Raw genomic sequence first — 17,371 nt, forward strand, 5'->3', positions numbered from 1 at the left:
CTTTAGGAGCGGATTGGCTCTGCGCTAAGGTCCAATACCATGGCGATTGACTGGGCCAATTTCGGCGTCGACCTGCACCTCGACCTCTCCGCTTCGGCCACCCGCCGGACCGCGCTGGAGGAGGCGCTGCGGGACGCGATCCGGTCCGGCCGGCTCGCGCCGCAGACCCGCCTGCCCGCCACGCGTACGCTCGCCGCCGAGCTGGGCCTCGCCCGGGGGACCGTCAGCGCGGCGTACGACCAGTTGGTGGCGGAGGGATATCTGACCGCCCGCCAAGGTTCCTTCACCGAGGTCGCGGCGCTTCCGCCGATCGTGCTGCCGACGGCGGTTCCGGAGGTGGTCACGACACCCCGGTACGACCTGCGTCCGGGCAGTCCCGACGTGTCCACCTTCCCGGTCGCGGCCTGGACCCGCGCCGTACGCCGGTCGCTGTCCCGGGCGCCGGTGACCGCGTTCGACTACGGCGATCCCCGGGGCAGCCTGGTGCTCCGGAGCGTGCTCGCCGACTACCTGGGCCGGGCGCGCGGCGTACTGGCCAGCCCCGATCGGATCGTCATCACCTCGGGCTACGTCCAAGCGCTGGCCCTGCTCGCCACCGTCTATAGGGGACGGACGATCGGCCTCGAAGATCCCGGGTTGGACTTCCATCGCGACGTCGTCCGGGAGGCGGGCGCATCCGTCGTGCCCGTCCCGGTGGACTCCCTTGGCGCGGTGCTCCCGGTCGCGGCGGCCGACGCCGTCGTGCTGACCCCGGCGCATCAGTACCCGATGGGCGTCACGCTGCATCCGGAACGACGGCGTGCGGCGGTGGAATGGGCCCGATCCGGCGACCGGCTCATCATCGAGGACGACTACGACGGGGAGTTCCGCTACGACCGGCAACCGGTCGGCGCGCTGCAGGGAACCGCTCCGGAGCACGTCGTCTACATCGGAACGGCGGCGAAGACGCTGAGCCCGGCGCTGCGACTGGCCTGGATGGTGCTTCCGGCGTACCTGGTCGAGCCGGTCGTGCGGCTCAAACGGCTCACCGACGTGCACACCGAGACCATCGGCCAGCTCGCCCTGGCGGACCTGATCGCCGAGCACGCGTACGACCGGCACATCCGCGCCTGCCGGCTGCGGTATCGCCGCCGCCGGGACCAACTCGTCGATCGGCTGCCCGGGGCCGACCTCGGCGGCATCGCGGCCGGACTCCACGTCGTGCTGGGCCTGCCGGCCGGGCTGTCCGAACGTGACGTCCTGGACGCGGCGGCCGCCCGGGGACTGGCGCTCGGGGCGCTCGGCACGCACTGGCACGAACCTGGGACGCGTCCGCAGGGACTCGTGGTCGGGTACGGGACTCCGCGCGAGGGCGCTTATCCCGCCGCGGTGGACACGCTCTCCCGGGTTCTCCGCTCGTTCTGACTTCTGCCTCTACGTGCTCGGGGCCTCGCCCGGCCGCCTTGCCCGGCAGATCAGGGATATGCCTGGGATCTTGGCTCAAGATCCCAGGCATATCCCTGATCTGGTGCCTAACGGTGTGCTTACCGAGAGCCGGTCACGGCTTCCACTGCGGGTCGCGTCCGAGGTGCCGCAGCAGCTGAGCGGCCGCGTCGTCGCTCTCCTGGCCACCCAGGGCGTCGGCGTACGCGAAACCGCGCAGCGGGTCGGCGGTGGCGTGCGCGATCGGCAGGAGCGCCTGCGACAGCTCCGGCGTGAGCGGCGACGGCTGCCCGGTGGCGACCGCGATGTCCCAGGCGTGCACGGCAGCGTCCAGGGCGGCCGCCGCGACGACCTCTTCGGCCGACATCGGGGGCAGCGGGAGCGGCTTGGGCACGTCCTGCGCTCCGGGTTCGACCGCGGCGAACGCCGCCGCCGAGGCGACCAGCGCCTGCTCGGTGAAGGCGGCGGGGTCCTCGACCGGCTCGCCGGACGGCGCGAACGGGTTGTACGCCGGCCCGGTGCCGACCCCCAGCGTGCCGGCGTAGCCGAGCTGGTCGCCCGCGGCGTGCTGGAGGACCTGGGTGACCGTCCACTGGTCGCACGGGGTGGCGAGCTGCCAGCCGTCCGGGCCGACTCCGGCGATCGCGGTACGCAGTGCCTGGTGAGCGTTGTCGAGCAGAGTCCAGGTGGTCATCGGGTACCTCCGGTATTTTCATGGAGCGGAACGTTCCATTCCACTATAGCTCCAGGACGAGCTTCCCCGCAACCTTTCCCGCCTCCAGCGACCGGATGGCCTCGGCGGCGTCGGCGAGCGGATAGGTCCGGTCGACCGGTGCGACCAGGTCACCTGCGGCGAAGAGCGCGGCGAGGCGCTCCAGATCCTCGGTCCGGGCGATCGAGAGGGGAGCCTTGAGGCGATGCTTCACCCACGGGTCGAGTGCCTTCGCGTGGAGGTTACGACCCAGTCCGCCGAAGACGGCGCCACCGTTCTCCGCGCCGACGAGTACCAGCGACCCGGTCGGTGTCAGCAGGCCGCGTAGCAACGGCAACGGCCGGTTTCCCGCGATGTCGAGGATCGCGTCATAGCGCCCGGACAACGGCGTACGCGTGTAGTCGATGACCGTCTCAGCGCCGAGGGAACGGACGAACTCCGCCTTGCCGCCGCTGCATACGGCGGTGACCGTCGCACCGGCGAGGCGGGCGAGCTGGACGGCGTACGCCCCGACGCCGCCACCGGCTCCGATGACGAGCACGGACTGTCCCTTCCGGACATTCGCCGTACGCGTCGCCAGGTGCGCCGTCGCTCCCGAGACCGGCAGGGCAGCCGCTTGCACCGCCGTCATCCCGGCCGGCCGCCGAGCCAGCTTGTCCGGCTTGGCCGTGGCGTACTCGGCGAAGGCGCCGGTGCCGCTGCCGAAGACCTCGTCGCCGACGGCGAACTGCGTCACCCGCGCGCCGACCGCCACGACCACCCCCGCCAGATCCATGCCCAGCGCGGACGACCTGGGTCGCCGCAAGCCGGTGACCAGCCGCATCACCCGCGGTTCGCCGGTCATCATGTGCCACGCGCCGCGATCCACCCCGGCCGCCTCGACGCGGATCAGGACTTCCTTGTCGCCGGCCACGGGCCGGTCGACCTCGCGCAGGGTGAGCACCTCGGCCGACCCGTACCGCTCGCGGACGATTGCCTTCATCACTCCTCCTCGGAGCCCTCGGGGTAATGGAAGACCGAGTCGAGCGAGACCCCGAAGACCCGCGCGATCTGGAAGGCCATCTCCAGCGACGGCGAATACCGCCCCTGCTCGATGGCGATGACGGTCTGACGGGTCACGCCGATCCGGTCGGCCAGCTCCGCCTGCGTCATCTCACCGTGCGCGAACCGCAGCGCCCGGATCGAATTGGTCACCTTGGTCGGTTTCACCATGTCTGGAAGGCCTTGTGGTACGCGAAGACCCTGGCGGCGGAGCCGACCGTCGCGGAGAGGAAGAACCCCAGGTAGATCACGTTGGCGATCCAGAAGTAGTCGGCCTCGGCCAGCGCGAGCAGCATCGCCGCGAGGCCGCCGACGACGATGAACGACTGGCCGATGCGGTCGCCGAGGTAACCGATCTCGCGGTCACGCTCGTCGACGCGGTCCCGTGTACGCGGGGAGAAGATCCCGGCCACGATGCTGACCAGGATGGTCGTGGCGATGGCCGCCCCGATGGTCGCCAGCATAAGCCCGGCGTACGGGACCTCGGTGAGGGATGAGCCGGCCGAGCGGCCCAGGACCACCGCCACGTAGACGGCGTACGCGACCGCGCTGACCACGCCCATGATCCAAGCGCGCTTCTCCTCGTATGGCATACGATCAATGTAAAGCGATCTTGACACCGTGTCAAGAATTCTTTACACATGACGCTGTCGGGTACGAGTCACCAGCGGCTGGGCGGCCGATACTCGAGGCCGAGCAGCGCCGGTCCGTCCGTGGTCCCACCGACCATCTCGGCGATCTCCTTCGGATCGCCGGCGATGAGCGACGCGACGACCGTCTCGGCCACCTCCGTGGGGTCGCGGTCGTCGACGTCGATCACCAGGCCGAACTGCACCGAAGGGTCGGTCGGAGCGCTCGACCGGGCGGCCGGATGCTGGAAGGTGAGGCGTACGGTGTCGTATTCGCGCAGCCAGGCCGCGCACCACCCGGGCCGGCAGTCCCATCGGCCCAGGATCTCCGGCTCGGCCCGGAGCCGTTCGGTCACCAGCCGCGCCACGCTCCGGGCGGGCCACTCCCACGAATGGTCGTGCCCGGCCCGGCTCACCTCCTGGTCGTACGCGACGGCGTCGAACCTGACCTCGGCCGGCAGATCGTCCGCAGTGGACGATGACCGCCAGTTCCGCCAGACGACCTCGGTGCCTTCCCGCACGATCGTCACATAGAGCCCGCCACAGCAGCCCTCCGTGCAGTACGCCTCGGCGAGGCGTACCTCGTGCGGCTCCTCGGTTGCGCGCAGCCGGCCGGTCGTCAGCAGAGCCTCCGGGCTGGCGGCCGGACCTTTGTCGAAGTACCGGGCGACGACGGGCATCCCGTCGACGACGATCCGGGCTTCAACCTGCCCAGAACCGGTGGGACTCGGGTCGGCGACGACCACGCGGATGGCGAAACCTTTGGCAGGCAACGGTTTCGGCCCACCCTGCCGGATGACCCACGATGCCCGCCGCGCAACGACCGGATCGGCCTCGGCGGCGTCTTCATCGAGCATGTCCCGCCATTCCGGCGCGGCGAGCACTGCTTCGATCCGGGCGACCAGTTCGCCGCGCGCCTCGCCGACGACCGGAGCGGCCGACCCCGTACGCAGATCCTCGGCGACCAGCGTCAGCAGGACCGCCCGTTCGAGACTGGGCTGCCGGGTCGGTGCAAGGGCCACCCATCGCTCGTAGACGGCTTCCGCGTAGGCGTACCGGCGGATCTCGGACACGTAGTTGTCGGTGGAGGCCATCGCGAGCAGGAGGTTGGCCACCTGATCCCACGGCTCGTCGTCCACTTCGGAAGCGGCCAGCAATCCCGGCAGATCCTGCTGTTCGGCGATCTTCCGGGCGAGGCCGCTCGTCAGCAGGTCGCGCGGAGTCGACCGGATCCAGCGCCGGATCTCCTTAGCTCGACGACCCGCCAAGGCGATGACGGCTGTGGTGCGTACCCGCCGCCGGGAGCGTTCCGCGAGCCAGATCAGCTGCGGTTCGGCGCCCCGGATCCGGGCCAGTGCCTCAACGGCGAGCAGATCAGCGAACCGCAGCAGCCCGATGGTCTTGATGATCTCGGCGTCCGCGCGTTCGCCGTTGCGGATCAGCAGGCCTAGCCCGACCAGGACGGCGCCCTTGTCGGTGCCGTTGCGGATCAGCCACCTGCCCGTCTGACGGGTTCGCTCATCGGCGCTGTGCCGAAGCTGACTCAGCGCCTCGGACACATCGGTCGAGCGGATCGCCAGCGCGGCACACCGATCGTGCAACTCTTGCGGCGACTGCGCGGGATCGTCGAGGAAGTCTCGAAGGAGGGCCGTCAGGGCGTCTAGGCGCTCTCGGAGCGGCGCGTCACGGCGTACGCCGTCGTCGGGGGACGGGCCGGCCGGTGTGCCGTCGAGCAGCTGCAGCGCGTAGGCGTACCAGGAGACCGGTCGGTCGAGCGCACTGCGCTCGGGGGTCGTGCTCACCGGCGGGAGAGGGACTCGATTCCGTTCGTCATGACCCGAACCCTATCCACCCCGTCAAGCGCTTCCGCCGAGTGCCCGGACGAGTTGGCCCACGGCGCCGAGACACGCCAGACTCATGGCGGCGCCGACCACTCCCGCAGCGATGACGCCCTGAGCGAGCTTGGTGATCTGGCCGGCTCGCCGCATCTCGCCGAAGCAGTTCCACATGGTCGAGAGCGAGAGCGGGACGCAGAGCGCAAGTCCCAACAGGACGCCAACGGTCGCCATGTCACTCAGGACGCTCGTCGGTTTGACTGACGCGTCGGTGGATTCGGCGCAGGCGATGGCCCCGAGAACGGTCAGCCAGAGAGTCATGAAACCACCGCGCCGAGCCACCGACTCGAGCAATCGCCGGGTCGTGAAGCGGCCTTGCTCGGCCGTCGGGCCCAGCGCCATCGTGCGAAGCTGGCTGGCCAGGACGGCCTCGGCGAGGCTCCAAAGACTGACGATGGCCAGCAAGAGCGTGGCGGGCTGCACCCAGGCTGGACTCCGATCCGACGACCACGTCAGTTCCCACTGCCGCGGCAGGAGCAGATCCGCGAAGAAACTGGCCATGACGGCGAGAAACGGCCATGGGAAGAACTTCAGCGGCTGTGTGGCGGTCTTTTCCGCCGGCGGTGCGTCAGCCCGATCCGGCTCGGTGGATCGCTGCGCCGTCCGACGAGGTTGGGGAGCGGACCTGCGCTTCGACCGATTGGACAACGGAACTCCGCTCTGGGCGCGACGATGCCTCTGCGAGGAGGGGATCCGCAGAGGCTAGCCCAACTGGTCGCGGCGACGCGTCAGGTACGCGATCTCGGCCGTGTTCCCGGCCAGCTCGATGGCCTGGTCGTACGCCGCCCGCGACTCCCGGCTCCGGCCAAGCCGGCGCAGCAGGTCGGCCCGAGCCGCGTGGTACGCGTGATAGCCGCCCAACGGGTCGGCGAGCCGATCGACGGCCGCCAGGGCGACCTCGGGACCGTCCAGCTCGGCGACGGCGACGGCACGGTTGAGCGCGACGATCGGGCTGGCGTCGAGGCGTACGAGCTGGTCGTAGAGCGCGACGATCTGCGACCAGTCGGTGTCGCGTACGTCGTGGGCGGAGGTGTGGACGGCGCCGATCGCGGCGAGGATCTGATAGCGACCGGGCGCCACCCGCGCGGCCAGCCGTTCGCGTACCAGTCGGTGGCCTTCGGCGATCAGCGCGACGTCCCAAGCCCCCCGGTCCTGCTCGCCGAGGCTGACGAGTTCGCCGCTCGCCGAGATCCGGGCGGCGCGGCGGGCCTCGGTGAGCAGCATCAGGGCGAGCAGCCCGGCCACCTCGCCATCGGCCGGGAGGAGTTCGCGGATGAGGCGGGTGAGCCGGATCGCCTCGGCGGTGAGGTCGTGGCGCACGGGGTCGGTGTCGGGACCGGTCGCCAGGTAGCCCTCGTTGAAGACGAGGAACAAGACCGAAAGGACGCCGGAGACCCGGGCCGGGAGATCTTCGGCGGCCGGTACGCGATAGGGGACGCGAGCCGCCTTGATCTTGGCTTTCGCGCGGGTGATCCGCTGCTCCATGGCGCTCTCCCGGACAAGGAAGGCGCGGGCGATCTCGGACACCGTCAGCCCGCCGAGCATCCGGAGCGTCAGCGCCACCCGGGTCTCCATCGCGAGCGCCGGGTGGCAGCACGTGAAGATCAGCCGGAGCCGGTCGTCCTCGATGGCGCCGAGAGGCTCAGGCGGTCCGTCGTCGAACACCATCTGCGCCTCCTTGTGCTTGTCGTCGCGCTTGTTCTCCCGGCGGATCCGGTCGATGGCCTTGCGCTGGGCGGTCGTGGTCAGCCACCCGCCCGGATTCGGCGGTACGCCGTCCACCGGCCACCGCTCGACAGCGGTCGCGAACGCCTCGGCCGCCGCCTCCTCGGCGACATCGAGGTCGCCGAATCGCCGGGTCAGGGCGGCGACCACCCGAGCCCACTGCTCCCGATGGGCCTGGGTGATCGCCGCCCGGACGTCGACCACGGTCACTGGCCGGAACCCTGGCCGGGGAGCGACTCCAGATCGACGCCGAGGAACGGTCGCAACTCGACCTTCCGATTGCAGTGCTTCGAGCCGTCGGCGGCGAGCTTGAGGGCCACATCGAGATCCTCGGCCTCGATGACCCAGAAACCGGCGAGGTACTCCTTCGTCTCCACGTATGGGCCGTCGGTGAACATGGCCTGCCCGCCGCGGTTGTCGATGACGGTCGCGGTGCTGGGCGCGGCGAGCCCGCCCGCGAAGACCCAGTGGCCCTCGGCCTTGAGCCGGTCGTTGAACACGTCGATGGCGGCCATCTCCTCGTCGGTCGCGAGTCCGGCGGTGTCGTCGACGACGGAAACCAGGTAGTGCATCTCAGCTCTTCTCTCTCGTTCGGTCGGTCGGTCGAGGTCACTCGGCGTACTGCGGCTGCCCGGCCGGCCGGTAGACCTGCAGGGTGATGCCCTTCGGGAAGTCTCGCGACTCGATCAGTTCGAGCGCGATGTCCGGACCGGCCTCCGGGAACAGCCGCATCCCCTGGCCGACGATCACCGGGATGACCATGAGGCGCATCTCGTCGACGAGATCGTTCGCCAGCAGCCACCGGACGAGTGTGCCGCTGCCGTGGACCTGCAAGTCGCCGCCCGGCTTGGCCTTCAGCTCACGGATGGCCGCCGCGACGTCGCCGGACAGCACGGTCGTGTCCGCCCAGCCGGCTTCGGCGAGCGTGCTGGACGCGACGTACTTCGGCTTGGTGTTCAACGCGTCGGCGATCGGGCCGCTGCCCGGCTCCATGACCCCCCAATACCCGGCGAAGAGGTCATAGGTGCGGCGGCCGAACAGGAACGCCTCGGCACTCTGGTAGACCTCGCCGATGTACCCCGCGGACTCGCTGTTGAAGTAGGGCCGCGCCCAGCCGCCCCGCTCGAACCCGCCGCTGCGGTTCTCGTTCCGCCCGCCGTTTCCCTGCACCACACCATCGACGGTGATCTGCGTCATGGTCGTCAGCTTCATGATCATGGTTCCTTGTCCGTGGTGGCGCCCCTCGTGAGCGGCCTCTCACCCGTACCACGAACTCCACTGCCCCGATCCGACACCGCCACGCGGATTTCTTTCCAAGAACTTCGAGACCGTTTCTACTCGAGCGGCGGCGCATACAGTTGCCGAAGATCCACCAGCAGGACGCGGGGATCCTTCGCGGCCGTGGCGAGCACCTCGGGCGTGAATCCAGCACCCCCGTAGCACGCCAAGACCGTGTCGTCCGTGACGTAACCCTTGAGCGTCAACAACTCGCGGGCCCGGGCCAGGCGATCGAGGTGATGATTGCCGATCACCTCGCCCCATTTCGCTTCGCCGAGCGACAATATCCGTCGTGAACCGTTCGATTCCTGTGCCGCGAGCACTGCGACATCGATCTCGATTTGTGTCCTGTTGGCCGGATCGTTGACGACGCCGGAACCCACCTCGGCGGGGAAACCGCCGAACAGCGCCGCTCCGCTGTCGAGCGCGTACGCCCGGCAGAGTGCCTCGAAATGCGGGCCGACGACCTGGGTGAGAAACGTCGGGCGCATCGAGGTCCAGACCGCCTCGCCGCGGTGGATCTCCAGCTCGGACCAGCGTCTCCGCATGATCGCCTCGTAGAACGTGATCAGCGGTTCGACGATGGAGTAGCGCGAGCGACCGGGACGGAAGAGGTCGGGCTCCCGGCGGATGAGGGCGCAGTCCTCCAGCACGTTCAGCGGATGGGTGATCTGATCCGACTTGCGGCCGATGAAATTGGCGATGCCGCCGTTCGTGGTGTTGCCGGTGGCGATGGCGGCCAATACCGAGTGGTAGAGCGCGGGATCGCGGATGTCCGTCTCCTCGGCCAGGAGATATCGCGCCTCGCGGAAGAGGGGAGTCTGCGGGTTCAGGACCGTCCGGATGATCCAGGAGTCGAAGTCGTCGAGGCCGGCGGGCGCATCTCCTTGAGTGAACTCGTACCGGTAGGCGGGAGTGCCGCCCAGGACCGAGTGGACCAGGACCGCCAGGCGATGATCGGTGATGCCCCAGAACTCGGCCGCGTCGCGGTAGCGGAACGGCTGGATGACAAGCTCCAGACCGGCTCGGCCGCGCAAGGGCGACTGGCCGGACAGGAGGCCCCCCATCACCGACATCGCCGAGCCGCAGAGCACCAGGCGTACCGCGCTTTCCTGCCCACTGCCACCGGGGCCGAGCTCCCGCTGAATGATCGACGGCAGGGCCGGTGACACGCGGGTGATGAAGGGGAACTCGTCGATTACTACCAGAGTCGGCTGGTCGCGAATGGACTGGAACATCTGCCTGATGGCTCCGTTCCAGTCCTGGGCCGGGGAGTCCCAGCCTGCCCGCGTGAACCGGGCGAGCGCGTCACCGAAGAGTCGGAGCGTTTCGGCTTCGGTGGCCTCGGTCGCCGCGAAGTACATCCCGCCGGTGGCCTCGGTGAGCGCCTGGAGGAGGAAGCTCTTGCCTTGGCGTCGTCGGCCGCTGACGACGCCCAGCGTCGCGCCCGGGCGGGCAGGCGGTCGCGTGGCGAAGGACGACAGCCCCGCCCATTCGCGAGTGCGGTCGAATACGTGTCCTGGTTTATCCATCTCGTTCCCTTCGTCCCGCTATCGCTGCGTGCGCCAAGCCACAGAACTATAGTTCTCAGAAGTATAGTTCCGTAATCCTGATCAGCGGGAAGGGACGTCCGCTCACGCCGAGCCCCGCCGGACGTGGGAGAGTTTGGGGGTGAACCGGCTCGGCAGTTCGACTTCGCCCTATCTGCGCCAGCACGCGGCCAATCCGGTGGACTGGTGGCCGTGGTCCGACGCGGCTCTCGCCGAGGCCCGGGACCGGGACGTCCCGGTGCTGATCTCGGTCGGGTACGCCGCTTGCCACTGGTGTCATGTGATGGCGCACGAGTCCTTCGAGGATCCGGTGATCGGCGCGAAGATCAACGCGAACTTCGTCGCGATCAAGGTGGACCGGGAGGAGCATCCCGACGTCGACGCCGTCTACATGGCGGCCACGCAGGCGATGACGGGGCAGGGCGGCTGGCCGATGACCGTCTTCGCCACGCCGGACGGGGAGCCGTTCCTCTGTGGGACCTACTTCCCGCGCGACAACTTCGACCGGCTGCTGGACGCGGTCGGCGAGGCGTGGCGGGATCAGCGTGACGCCGTGCTGCGGCAGGGTGCGGCGGTGGTCGAGGCGATCGCGCCGCAGCGGCTGGGCGGCTCGGGCGGCACGCCGATCACGCCGGACCTGCTCGCGCAGGCGGCTCAGCGGTTGGTGGCCGCGCACGACGTCGCGTACGGGGGATTCGGGGAGGGCGGGCCGAAGTTCCCCCCGCACCTGGCGCTGCTGTTCCTGCTGCGGCACTACAAGCGGACCGGTGACAAGGACGTCCTGGAGGTCGTCCAGCACACCGCCGAGGCGATGGCCCGGGGCGGCATCTACGACCAGGTCGGCGGCGGCTTCCACCGGTACGCGGTCGACGGCCACTGGGTGGTGCCGCACTTCGAGAAGATGCTCTACGACAACGCGCTGCTGCTGCGGGTCTACACCGATCTGTGGCGGCTGACCGGGGACGCGTTGGCCGGCCGGGTCGCGCGGGAGACGTACGAGTGCCTCGTCCGGGACTTCTCGACGCCGGAGGGTGGGTTCCGGTCGGCGTACGACGCGGACACCGAAGGTGTGGAGGGCCTGACCTATGTGTGGACTCCGGACCAGCTCGTCGAGGCGCTCGGCGAGGAGGACGGCCGGTTCGCCGCCGACGTCTTCGGGGTGACGGCGGCCGGCAACTTCGAACACGGGGCGACCGTGCTGACCTTGGCTCGGGACGTCGACGACGCCGACCAAGCCGTACGCGATCGGTGGCGACAGGTCAAGGCCAAGCTCTTCACCGCTCGGCAGGACCGCCCGCAACCCGCGATCGACGGCAAGGTCGTGGCCGCCTGGAACGCGCTGACGATCACCGCGATCGGCGAGTACGCCCGGGTCGCCGAGGCGCTGGGCGAGGACCCCGGCGACGCCGCCGACCGGGCCGAACGGGCGGCGACGCTGCTGGCTGAGCGGCACGTCGACGCCGACGGCCGGCTCCGGCGGGTGTCGCTCGACGGCATCGTGGGGGAGCCGGCGGGCGTACTGGAGGACTATGGCTGTGTGGCCGAGGCGTTCGCCTTGATCCATCAGCTCACCGGGGCGGCGGTCTGGCTGGAGCGCGCCGGTGCGCTCGTTGACACCGCGCTGGCGAAGTTCGTCGAGGACGGCCGCGTGTTCGACACGGCGGTGGACGCGCAGCGGCTGGTCACCCGGCCCGCCGACCCCACGGACAACGCCACGCCCAGTGGGGCTTCCGCGCTGGCCAGCGCGCTGCTGGCGTACCACGCGTTGTCGGGTGAGCCGTCCTATCGGGACCGGGCCGCGGAGATCCTCGGCCAGGTCGCCGAGGTGATCGCCAAGCATCCCCGGTTCGCCGGATACAGCGCCGCCGCGGCCGAGGCGCTGCTCAGCGGCCCGGTCGAGATCGCGATCGCCACGCCCGACGCCGGTCAGGCCGCCGAACTCACCCGGGTGGCGGTCCGGGACGCGCCGGGCGGTGCGGTCCTCGTGGTCGGCGAACCCGACCGGCCCGGGGTGCCGCTGCTCGACGGGCGCCCCCTGATCGAGGGCCGGCCGGCGGCGTACGTCTGCCGTGGGTTCGTCTGTGATCGGCCGGTCACCGACCCTGTCGGTTTGTCGACAGTGCTTACCGCATAGGGGTCACTTATCCGGCTATGTCGGAATAGCCGGATAGCATCGGGCGCATGGCCGGCCTAGGCGCACTGATCTCCTGTCCTCCGAGCGCGGCCGACGCGGTCGCCGACGCGCTCGCCGCCCGTGGCTCCGACGTCGCGTGCCACCGCGCCGGCTCGGCGACCCTGATCGTCCGGGCCGCCCTGCCCATCGTTCATGAACTGGACGGATGCGTCGCGGTCGTCGACGGCGTCGCCGAACTCGGCGCGCTGCTTTCGGCGTATCGCCAGAAAGGCCCGAGCGGGCTGCTCGGGGGTCCGGACCCCTACGCGTTGATCTTGCGCGATCCGAAGCGCCATGGCCTCATGCTGGCTCGCAACGGTGACGGACCACCGCTCTACTACGCACAGACCGTGACCGGCATTCTGGTGGCCTCGGAGCCCGAGGCCTTGCTCGCGGCCGGCGTGCCCGCGGTTCCGGACCAGCAGGTGGTGGCTGATTTCCTCGACACCGGCGCGTGCGACGCGAGCGACCGGACCTTCTACGCCGCGCTCCGGCGCGTGCTTCCCGGCCAGGTCCTCGCGCTGGACATCGAGGTCACCGACCACACGCCCGCGGTCACGCGCAGACCGCGGGCGATGTCCGCGCGCATGGCGCTGCGGTGGGCGATCACTCCAGGACGCCTAGGGGTACGCCTGACGCCAGGCCCGGTTTCGGCGGCCGTCTATGGCGCGACCGAGGCCGCAGAGGTCCCCGTGAAGGTCGTCGCCGAGTCGGCGCAGGCGTCGCTGACCGGCAAGCTCGATCTCGCCGAATATGTCGCCGACCTCGGCGAACCGCTGCCCGACCTGGAGAGCTACCTGATCTGGGACACGGCGCGGCGCGTCGCGGGGGAGATCGACGCATTGCTGGACGCCGCTCCGGCCGGTCCGCACCTTGCCCGGCTCGCCGACCGGGTGGGCAGCCGATACGGCGTCGAGCTGCGGTTTCCCCAGTGTGACGCGGCCGCCGACGCCGACTGGTCCGAGCTGGCCGTGCGCACGCCGCCGATCGCACCGCCTCCGTCCACTGCGGACGTGCTGCGGCGGATCGGCCCGGATCTCGCGGCCTCCGTGCTGCACGGCGCGCCCTCGGTCGCCGCGGTCGGCCAGCTCGGCACGCTGCTCGACGGCGACCCGTCGGTGGCCGAAGCGCTGTTCCGGCGGCATGTCCTGGCGTACTGGCTGGCGCGGCACGCTCCGGCGACGCCGCCCGAGCCGCCGCCGGACGACGTCGTGGCGGGCGGGCGGACCTGGCGGCGTACGCCCGTCGAGACGGACATCCTGCAACCCGGCGATCCGCTGCCGGAGAAGCTCGCCTGGTACGTCGCCGAGACCGCGTCGGGCGCGACGGAGCCCTGGTACGTCCTCGTCTCGGCGAAGGCGGTCGCCGTCACGCAGGGCCGGGTGCGCCCGGTCTGGGAGATCACCCCGGGCATCGCCGCCCGCTGTGTCTCGGCGCTGACCGGCGAGCCGCCCTGGCTGGCGCAGTCGGCGGTCGCGTACGGCTCCGGGAGCCGGGCGATCATGGCCGCGCTCTGCGGACGACTCCGCCTGGCCCGGCTGGCCGACCGGTTCGTCAATGCCCCGATGCGGGCCGTACGCCCACCCCGGGACGCGGCGGCCGGAGCCGGCCGGATCGGCGTCACCGGGCCGCCCCGATACGGCGACGACGTCGCCCAAGAAGTGCTCGACACCCTCGCCAAAGTCCTCACCGAAGCCGAGTACGCCCAGCTCGCGGGCTGCGCCGTCGTCGGACCCACCGGGCTGTGGGGCTTCGCCGGATCGGGTACGCCCGACCTCGTGAGCGCCCTCGGGGCAGGTGACCCCTTCGCGGATCGGCGTACGCCGGTCGTGCTCGCCTTCGCTCAGCCCTTGCGGGCCGCGCGTACGCCCGCCGGGCGCAAGCCCTCGCGCCGCCCGCGCCGCTGACGCTCGCTCGCGCTCGCTTCGGGCTGACGCTCGCGCCGCTCGCCTTTGGGCTGCAGATCACGGTTACGCATGCCAAATCCGGCACGGGAAGCATGCGTAACCGTGATCTGCACCTAACGGGGGCGGAGCCCAGGCGGAGGGGTGAAGGGGCAGGTCGGTAGGCTTGCCCGCGATGGACACCCGGACTGGACTGCCGGTGGTCGGCATGATCGGCGGCGGACAGCTCGCCCGCATGACCCACCAGTCGGCGATCGCCCTCGGCCAGTCGTTGCGCGTACTGGCCACCTCGCCCGACGACGGCGCCGCCCTGGTAGCGGCGGACGTGCACGTCGGCTCACACCTCGACCTGGCCGCGTTGCGGGACTTCGCCAAGGGCTGCGACGTGGTCACCTTCGATCACGAGCACGTCCCGGGCGAGCACATCCGGGCGCTGGCCGCCGACGGCGTGGCCGTCTACCCCTCCGCCGACGCGCTCCAGTACGCCCAGAACAAGCGCCTGATGCGGGAACGCCTGACCGCGATGGGCGCACCGATGCCGCGCTGGCGGCCGGTGAACCGGATCGAGGACGTTCGGGAGTTCGGCGACGAGGTCGGCTGGCCGATCGTCGGCAAGGCCGCGACCGGCGGTTACGACGGCAAGGGTGTCTGGGTCCTGACCGGCCCGGAGCAGGCGGCCGAGCTGCTCGCCCAAGGCGTCGAGCTGATCGTCGAGGAGAAGGTGACCCTCGACCGGGAACTCGCCGTCCAGGTCGCCCGATCGCCGTTCGGGCAGGTCGCGGCGTACCCGGTGGTCGAGACGGTGCAGCAGGACGGGATCTGCGTCGAGGTCCTCGCGCCCGCCCCCGGGCTGGGTGAGGAGCAGGCCGCCGAGATCCAGCAGCTGGGCATCCGGATCGCGACCGAGCTGGGCGTCGTCGGCATGCTCGCCGTCGAGCTGTTCGTCGACGCCGACGGCCGGTTCAGCGTCAACGAGCTGGCGATGCGCCCGCACAACTCCGGGCACTGGACCATCGAGGGCGCTCGGACCAGCCAGTTCGAGCAGCATCTGCGGGCCGTCCTGGACTACCCGATGGGCGACACCTCGGCCGCCGCGCCGGTGGTCGTGATGGCGAACGTGCTCGGCGGCCCGGACGGCGGGATGCCGATCGACGAGCGCCTGCACCACTTGTTCGCCGCCGAGCCCGGCGTCAAGGTGCACCTCTACGGCAAGCAGGTCCGGCCCGGCCGCAAGATCGGCCACGTGACCGCGCTCGGCCACGATCTCGCGCAGACCCGGGCCCGGGCCGCGCGCGCCGCCCATTGGCTGACCTACGGGGAGGAACCCAAGTGACGGTCCAGGTCGGGATCATCATGGGCAGCGACTCGGACTGGCCGACGATGCAGCCGGCGGCCGAGGCGCTCGACGAGTTCGGCGTGACCTACGAGGCGCACGTCGTCTCGGCCCACCGCACCCCGGTCAAGATGATCGAGTACGGGCAGGCGGCTGCCGGCCGCGGCATCCAGGTCATCATCGCGGGCGCGGGCGGAGCCGCCGCGCTGCCGGGCATGGTCGCCTCGGTGACGCCGTTGCCGGTGATCGGCGTACCGGTGCCGTTGAAGCACCTGGACGGCATGGACTCGCTCATGTCCATCGTGCAGATGCCGGCCGGCATTCCGGTCGCCACGGTCTCCATCGGCGGCGGCCGCAACGCCGGCCTGCTCGCCGTACGCGTGCTGGCCGCGAGCGACCCGGCCTTGCAGCGCCGCATCGAGGCGTACCAGCAGGATTTGATCGAGCTGGTGGAGCAGAAGGACGCGACGCTGCAGGACCGCCTGCGGAGCTAGTCGAGGTGGGGGGCGCGGTGCTGCGCGATCGCGCGGCGCCGGGCGAGGCGGTGCTCCCGCCGGATGATGGCCTCCTGGAAGCGCCGCTGGTCGGTGTCGCTCTCGGGCTGTACCGGCGGGACCACGCGGGGCTTGCCGTCGGCGTCGACGCCCACAAAGACCAGGTACGCCGTCGCGACCCGTTCCGGCGTGCGACCGGCTTCGTTCCAGCGCTCGGCGAGCACCGTGACGCCGATCTCCATCGACGTGACACCGGTCCAGTTGACCTGGGCCTTGGCGTGGACGAGGTCGCCTACCCGCACCGGGACCAGCAGTTCGATCTCGTCGATCGCGACGGTGACCGCGTTGAACCCGCAGTGGCGGGCGGCGGCCGCGCCGGCCGCGTCGTCGACGAACTTCATGATGACGCCGCCGTGGACGGTGCCGTAGAGGTTGACGTCCAGGGCGGTCATGATGCGGCTCAGCGTTATCTGGGAGTACGCCGTCGGCCGGCCGGGGGCGGTGTCGTTCACGCTGCTCAGGCTAGAGCCTGAGGATTCGCTGGGTTGCGGGGCGGCCGGAAATCTATAGGGTGCCTCACATGCGTCATTTATGGAGTCTGATCGCCGGAGTAGTCATCGCTCCGCTCGCGTGGGCGGTCGTGGCCTTCGGCCAGACTGTCATGGGCGAGGTGTACACGGCGGGCGCGCCGACGGGATATTCCTCGAAGGTGCTGCTCGGTGCGGGCGTTCTGGTCGGTGCGGGCCTCATCGTGGGCCTGATCGCCTCCCTCCGGGTCTCCCCGGTGGGTCCCCTGCTTGTCGCCCTGCTGTACCTCGGCAGCTCCGCGCTGCTGATCTTTGCGCCGAAGACCGGCGTAGACGTGTTCGACCGGGTCCAGAAGGACGTCCTCGGTCATGACGTCATGACGATCACGCCGCTGAAGTCGGGGATCATCCCGGTGCTCGGCGGAGTGCTGCTGATAGCGGTGTTCAGCGGTGGACGCTGGCGGGTCTGGCCGGGCACCGAGACGGCCGACGCGACCGCCACCACGACCACGACGACCGACTGGACGGCGACTCCGGTCCCGGCGGTCACGACCGCCGACACCAGCGCCACCACGACGGAGTCCACCAGCTCGTTCACTCCGGTGAGCCCGGCCGGCACCACGGCGGAGACGCCTGCCTCGCCGTGGGGGCCGCCGCCGAGCCGCTGAGCCCCGACGCCTGAAATACC

At 70.5% G+C, this 17,371-nt stretch carries 17 protein-coding genes; 6 read left to right on the plus strand and 11 right to left on the minus strand.

From position 1 onward, the window contains the following. The first annotated feature begins 39 nt into the window (after positions 1 to 39). A complete protein-coding gene (locus AB0M47_RS11180) occupies positions 40 to 1,404 on the plus strand; it encodes a PLP-dependent aminotransferase family protein (RefSeq protein ID WP_363411732.1) in 1,365 nt (454 codons plus the stop codon). A gap of 133 nt (positions 1,405 to 1,537) precedes the next feature. Here the strand turns inward: AB0M47_RS11180 and AB0M47_RS11185 are convergent, their stop codons facing one another. The 10 genes from AB0M47_RS11185 to AB0M47_RS11230 form a co-directional block, all read right to left on the minus strand. Further along, the gene (locus AB0M47_RS11185; RefSeq protein ID WP_363411734.1) at positions 1,538 to 2,116 is read right to left on the minus strand and encodes a TIGR03086 family metal-binding protein; all 579 of its coding nucleotides are present in this window, start codon (positions 2,114 to 2,116) and stop codon (positions 1,538 to 1,540) included. Between the two features lie 43 nt (positions 2,117 to 2,159). Continuing rightward, on the minus strand, positions 2,160 to 3,116 hold the full coding sequence (locus AB0M47_RS11190) for an NAD(P)-dependent alcohol dehydrogenase (RefSeq protein WP_363411736.1): 957 nt from the start codon (positions 3,114 to 3,116) through the stop codon (positions 2,160 to 2,162). Next, entirely contained in the window at positions 3,116 to 3,346 is a 231-nt protein-coding gene (locus AB0M47_RS11195) for a helix-turn-helix transcriptional regulator (protein WP_363411738.1), read from the minus strand. The genes AB0M47_RS11190 and AB0M47_RS11195 overlap by 1 nt, the downstream gene beginning before the upstream one ends. Then, positions 3,340 to 3,768 carry a hypothetical protein gene (locus tag AB0M47_RS11200; protein WP_363411740.1) on the minus strand — a complete coding sequence of 143 codons (429 nt, stop codon included), beginning with the start codon at positions 3,766 to 3,768 and terminating at the stop codon, positions 3,340 to 3,342. Before AB0M47_RS11200 ends, AB0M47_RS11195 begins: the two co-directional genes overlap by 7 nt. A 68-nt stretch (positions 3,769 to 3,836) precedes the next feature. Continuing rightward, positions 3,837 to 5,606, minus strand: a complete 1,770-nt coding sequence (locus AB0M47_RS11205; RefSeq protein WP_363411742.1) for a hypothetical protein — start codon at positions 5,604 to 5,606, stop codon at positions 3,837 to 3,839. A 54-nt stretch (positions 5,607 to 5,660) separates the two neighbouring features. Further along, positions 5,661 to 6,122, minus strand: coding sequence for a hypothetical protein (locus AB0M47_RS11210; protein WP_363411744.1), 462 nt, complete (start codon positions 6,120 to 6,122; stop codon positions 5,661 to 5,663). 279 nt (positions 6,123 to 6,401) lie between these two features. Beyond that, positions 6,402 to 7,628 (minus strand): sigma-70 family RNA polymerase sigma factor, encoded by a 1,227-nt coding sequence (locus AB0M47_RS11215; protein WP_363411782.1) that lies wholly within the window; start codon positions 7,626 to 7,628, stop codon positions 6,402 to 6,404. A 2-nt stretch (positions 7,629 to 7,630) separates the two neighbouring features. Beyond that, positions 7,631 to 7,996, minus strand: a complete 366-nt coding sequence (locus AB0M47_RS11220; protein ID WP_363411746.1) for a YciI family protein — start codon at positions 7,994 to 7,996, stop codon at positions 7,631 to 7,633. Positions 7,997 to 8,033: 37 nt separating this feature from the next. After that, positions 8,034 to 8,636, minus strand: a complete 603-nt coding sequence (locus tag AB0M47_RS11225) for a dihydrofolate reductase family protein (protein WP_363411748.1) — start codon at positions 8,634 to 8,636, stop codon at positions 8,034 to 8,036. A gap of 122 nt (positions 8,637 to 8,758) precedes the next feature. Next, positions 8,759 to 10,234 carry an ATP-binding protein gene (locus AB0M47_RS11230; protein WP_363411750.1) on the minus strand — a complete coding sequence of 492 codons (1,476 nt, stop codon included), beginning with the start codon at positions 10,232 to 10,234 and terminating at the stop codon, positions 8,759 to 8,761. Positions 10,235 to 10,373: 139 nt separating this feature from the next. On the opposite strand from AB0M47_RS11230, the gene AB0M47_RS11235 reads away from it, so the two are divergent. From AB0M47_RS11235 to purE, 4 genes are all read left to right on the plus strand, one after another. Continuing rightward, positions 10,374 to 12,386, plus strand: a complete 2,013-nt coding sequence (locus tag AB0M47_RS11235; RefSeq protein WP_363411752.1) for a thioredoxin domain-containing protein — start codon at positions 10,374 to 10,376, stop codon at positions 12,384 to 12,386. Positions 12,387 to 12,433: 47 nt separating this feature from the next. After that, complete coding sequence (locus AB0M47_RS11240) at positions 12,434 to 14,332, plus strand: hypothetical protein (protein WP_363411754.1); 1,899 nt, start codon at positions 12,434 to 12,436, stop codon at positions 14,330 to 14,332. A 172-nt stretch (positions 14,333 to 14,504) separates the two neighbouring features. Beyond that, a complete protein-coding gene (locus tag AB0M47_RS11245) occupies positions 14,505 to 15,662 on the plus strand; it encodes a 5-(carboxyamino)imidazole ribonucleotide synthase (protein WP_363411756.1) in 1,158 nt (385 codons plus the stop codon). Continuing rightward, complete coding sequence (purE, locus tag AB0M47_RS11250) at positions 15,659 to 16,156, plus strand: 5-(carboxyamino)imidazole ribonucleotide mutase (RefSeq protein WP_363411758.1); 498 nt, start codon at positions 15,659 to 15,661, stop codon at positions 16,154 to 16,156. Before AB0M47_RS11245 ends, purE begins: the two co-directional genes overlap by 4 nt. Here purE and AB0M47_RS11255 read toward each other — a convergent pair. Further along, positions 16,153 to 16,608: a hotdog domain-containing protein gene (locus tag AB0M47_RS11255; protein WP_363411784.1), complete on the minus strand. Its 456-nt coding sequence runs from the start codon at positions 16,606 to 16,608 to the stop codon at positions 16,153 to 16,155. The genes purE and AB0M47_RS11255 overlap by 4 nt on opposite strands. Positions 16,609 to 16,736: 128 nt before the next feature. Here AB0M47_RS11255 and AB0M47_RS11260 point away from each other — a divergent pair, with 128 nt between their 5' ends. Beyond that, positions 16,737 to 17,351, plus strand: a complete 615-nt coding sequence (locus tag AB0M47_RS11260; protein ID WP_363411760.1) for a hypothetical protein — start codon at positions 16,737 to 16,739, stop codon at positions 17,349 to 17,351. The last annotated feature ends 20 nt before the right edge of the window (positions 17,352 to 17,371 follow it).

The organism is Hamadaea sp. NPDC051192, assembly GCF_040682475.1.
Taxonomy (GTDB): Bacteria; Actinomycetota; Actinomycetes; order Mycobacteriales; family Micromonosporaceae; genus Hamadaea; species Hamadaea flava.

What these genes read in the sequence shown, in the direction of transcription:
- AB0M47_RS11180 (WP_363411732.1), top strand. Translation starts at nt 40, where the DNA reads ATGGCGATTGACTGGGCCAATTTCGGCGTCGACCTGCACCTCGACCTC.
- AB0M47_RS11185 (WP_363411734.1), bottom strand. Translation starts at nt 2,116, where the DNA reads ATGACCACCTGGACTCTGCTCGACAACGCTCACCAGGCACTGCGTACC.
- AB0M47_RS11190 (WP_363411736.1), bottom strand. Translation starts at nt 3,116, where the DNA reads ATGAAGGCAATCGTCCGCGAGCGGTACGGGTCGGCCGAGGTGCTCACC.
- AB0M47_RS11195 (WP_363411738.1), bottom strand. Translation starts at nt 3,346, where the DNA reads ATGGTGAAACCGACCAAGGTGACCAATTCGATCCGGGCGCTGCGGTTC.
- AB0M47_RS11200 (WP_363411740.1), bottom strand. Translation starts at nt 3,768, where the DNA reads ATGCCATACGAGGAGAAGCGCGCTTGGATCATGGGCGTGGTCAGCGCG.
- AB0M47_RS11220 (WP_363411746.1), bottom strand. Translation starts at nt 7,996, where the DNA reads ATGCACTACCTGGTTTCCGTCGTCGACGACACCGCCGGACTCGCGACC.
- AB0M47_RS11225 (WP_363411748.1), bottom strand. Translation starts at nt 8,636, where the DNA reads ATGAAGCTGACGACCATGACGCAGATCACCGTCGATGGTGTGGTGCAG.
- AB0M47_RS11230 (WP_363411750.1), bottom strand. Translation starts at nt 10,234, where the DNA reads ATGGATAAACCAGGACACGTATTCGACCGCACTCGCGAATGGGCGGGG.
- AB0M47_RS11240 (WP_363411754.1), top strand. Translation starts at nt 12,434, where the DNA reads ATGGCCGGCCTAGGCGCACTGATCTCCTGTCCTCCGAGCGCGGCCGAC.
- AB0M47_RS11245 (WP_363411756.1), top strand. Translation starts at nt 14,505, where the DNA reads ATGGACACCCGGACTGGACTGCCGGTGGTCGGCATGATCGGCGGCGGA.
- AB0M47_RS11255 (WP_363411784.1), bottom strand. Translation starts at nt 16,608, where the DNA reads ATGACCGCCCTGGACGTCAACCTCTACGGCACCGTCCACGGCGGCGTC.
- AB0M47_RS11260 (WP_363411760.1), top strand. Translation starts at nt 16,737, where the DNA reads ATGCGTCATTTATGGAGTCTGATCGCCGGAGTAGTCATCGCTCCGCTC.